This window comes from Coleofasciculus sp. FACHB-712 (genome assembly GCF_014695635.1).
Lineage (GTDB): Bacteria > Cyanobacteriota > Cyanobacteriia > Cyanobacteriales > FACHB-T130 > FACHB-T130.
The window spans coordinates 1-2,637 of the sequence record NZ_JACJOQ010000289.1 but is presented as its reverse complement, the minus strand read 5'-3'; the positions used below and the strand labels follow the sequence as shown (position 1 = coordinate 2,637).

Annotated in this window: 3 protein-coding genes; 2 read left to right on the top strand and 1 reads right to left on the bottom strand. The window is 47.5% G+C overall.

Annotated features, from left to right (window positions below; genetic code table 11):
* The coding region (locus H6F50_RS07745; RefSeq protein WP_190428097.1) for a chorismate-binding protein at positions 1 to 423 on the top strand (423 nt) is incomplete at its 5' end.
* Between the two features lie 76 nt (positions 424 to 499).
* On the opposite strand, the gene H6F50_RS27880 is transcribed toward H6F50_RS07745, so the two are convergent.
* The gene (locus H6F50_RS27880; RefSeq protein WP_347277145.1) at positions 500 to 1,474 is read right to left on the bottom strand and encodes a septal ring lytic transglycosylase RlpA family protein; all 975 of its coding nucleotides are present in this window, start codon (positions 1,472 to 1,474) and stop codon (positions 500 to 502) included.
* A gap of 483 nt (positions 1,475 to 1,957) precedes the next feature.
* On the opposite strand from H6F50_RS27880, the gene H6F50_RS07735 reads away from it, so the two are divergent.
* Positions 1,958 to 2,637 (top strand): PhzF family phenazine biosynthesis protein (locus H6F50_RS07735; RefSeq protein WP_190428095.1); only part of this gene is annotated, 680 nt, incomplete at its 3' end.

Below are 2,637 nucleotides of genomic sequence, written 5' to 3'. Positions count from 1 at the left end.
GGCACGGTGAGAGTCGATGAATTGATGCTAATCGAGCGTTACTCTCATGTGATGCACATCGTCAGCAACGTGCTGGGAGAACTCGCGCCCGATAAAACCGCCTGGGATTTACTCAAAGCCTGCTTCCCCGCCGGAACCGTCAGCGGTGCCCCCAAGATTCGGGCGATGGAGATTATTCACGAACTCGAACCCTGCCGTCGTGGCCCTTATTCAGGGGCATATGGCTGGTATGACTTTGAGGGGCAATTAAATACAGCGATCGCGATTCGCACGATGGTTGTTCGTTCTCAAGCCAGTGGGAAACATCAGGTGTCAGTCCAAGCGGGGGCAGGTTTGGTTGCCGATTCTCGCCCCGAAACTGAGTACCAAGAAACCCTTAACAAAGCCAAAGGCTTGCTAGAGGCTATCCGCTGTCTTGAATAGAGGCTAAACCGTTAATGGAGTGTAGAGACGCGATTAATCATCGCGTCTTTTTTTCAAGAACAGCCCTCGATCGAGGTTAGAGCGGTTTCATTACGACCGCTTCATAGGGAATCACGCCCACCTCTTCGCTCTTAACGCAACGAGCGGCTCCCCGCGACAAATCCAGCGTTCTCGGCGCAATGTAGGGGCCACGGTCAGTCACCCGTACGATGACAGCATCCCCATTTTTCAAGTTTGTCACTTTCAAAAAGGTATTAAAAGGCAGAGAGGGATGAGCCGCTGTCAGTGCATCCTGGTTATAGATTTCACCGTTTGCCGTTTGGCGTCCGTGAAAATAACCCCCATACCAAGAAGCTAAACCCTCTAGTTTGGTATCTGTCTGGGTTAATCCGTGCATTTGGGCTTGAGCTTCCACCAAGGTTAAAGGCGTTTCTCCCAAGGCGAGGCGGAGATTATTTACCCATTCGATTGCCAAGAGTTGGCGATCGCGATTGAAGTCGGCAGCGATCGCGTCGTCAATTACAAACAACTGGTTGTTGCCTAGCTTACCCCCCGGCTTCCCATCCACCAGCGTTGGTTTCAGTTGCGAAGCGTCAACATCGGAGTTTTGCAGGAGTTGCGCAACGCGCTTGGCAAATCGTTCAGCTTGGGGTTTTTCGGGGATTTGAGCCACCAAATGTCCCTTCACCCAGACTTGAAACTGCTCCGGTTCTCCGCTAGATGTGGCAACGCTCTTACTTTTGCGCCCAGCCAAGGACATCCACAGACCTTGCCGTTTTCCAATTTTTTCATTGATTAAGCGATCGCCCGATGTGCCTTTGTCGCGAATCTGAACGACTGCAACCGGCGAAGGCGTTGTATCGCGAGATTCAGTCCAAGCAGGCAATTTCAATAAATTCTGCATCACCTGCATGATTCTGTCTGGAAAACTCGGCTTTGACGCTCGACCGACAGGAACTTCAACCCCTGAAGCCGACTGAGATAGGATAGTTGGTGCTACTGGCGCTTCCTTTGTGGGTGCCGAGCCGGGGCGGCAAAGCACATTATCCACCGTTTCAAGCTTCCGCCTAGATTGTTCAGGCGTTTTGGCTTTGTTTGATGAAGATTGGCTCTGATTTCCTCCTATCTGGAAATCCCAGGAAGGCAAGAACGCACTGAATTTCTGAGAGTGTAAACCACTTAAATAAGAGTGGGGTGCCCCTGTTCCTACAGCCTGAATAAACAGAGGTTTATCGCTATCCAGGGGATTATTGACAGATGAAAAAACCTTGGCTGGAAGTGTTATCGAGAGGTAATCAGGTATACTCGACAACGCCTGGTTAGAGAAAAAACAGCTGACCCAAGAAGTTACCCAAACAAGTCCGAAAAATGGCATTGGCAAAAAAATCTTTAGTTACAATGCACTCTGGATTTGCAAACGTTCTCTAGTATACCAACCTCCTTATTTGGTATATCTGCCCTCTGGCTGAGTTGTGCATTTAGACGCGATCCCAGCCTTTTGCTAATAAACCATATAGCAGCGATTTTGACAAGTATGAAGCCCCTCAAGTTTTACATTGTTGATGTATTTGCCGTAGAAAAATACACGGGTAATCAGCTAGCAGTTTTTACTGATGCCGGTGAGCTTTCTGATGCTCAGATGCAACGAATTGCTAAAGAAACGAACTATTCAGAAACTACTTTTATAACCTCTCTTAATGTTCGAGAAGGAGGTTATGATGTGCGGATTTTTACGCCAGAGCAAGAATTACCGTTTGCGGGTCATCCTACCTTAGGAACCGCCTATATTTTGCAGCAAGAAATTATTAATCAGCCGGTTGAAAACTTAATTTTAAATCTGAAAGTTGGGCAAATTCCCGTATCGCTGCATTACGCAGAGCAAGGAGTAGAATGGGTGTGGATGCAGCAAAAACCACCGATTTTTACCCAAACCTTCGAGGGAGAGACACTTGCCCAAGTTTTGAATTTAGAAACCAGCGAGATAGATCCTCGATTCCCAATTCAAGAAGTTTCTACCGGGGTTCCCTTTATTATCGTTCCCTTGAAAACGCACCAATCCTTAAAGCGAATTAAGGTAAATAAGGACAAATATTTTGATTTAGTTAGTCATACTCAAGGCAAATGTATATTGGTTTTCTGCCCTGAAACTTATCATCCAGAGAATAACTTGAGCGTGCGCGTGTTTGCCGAGTATGCAGGAATTCCCGAAGATCC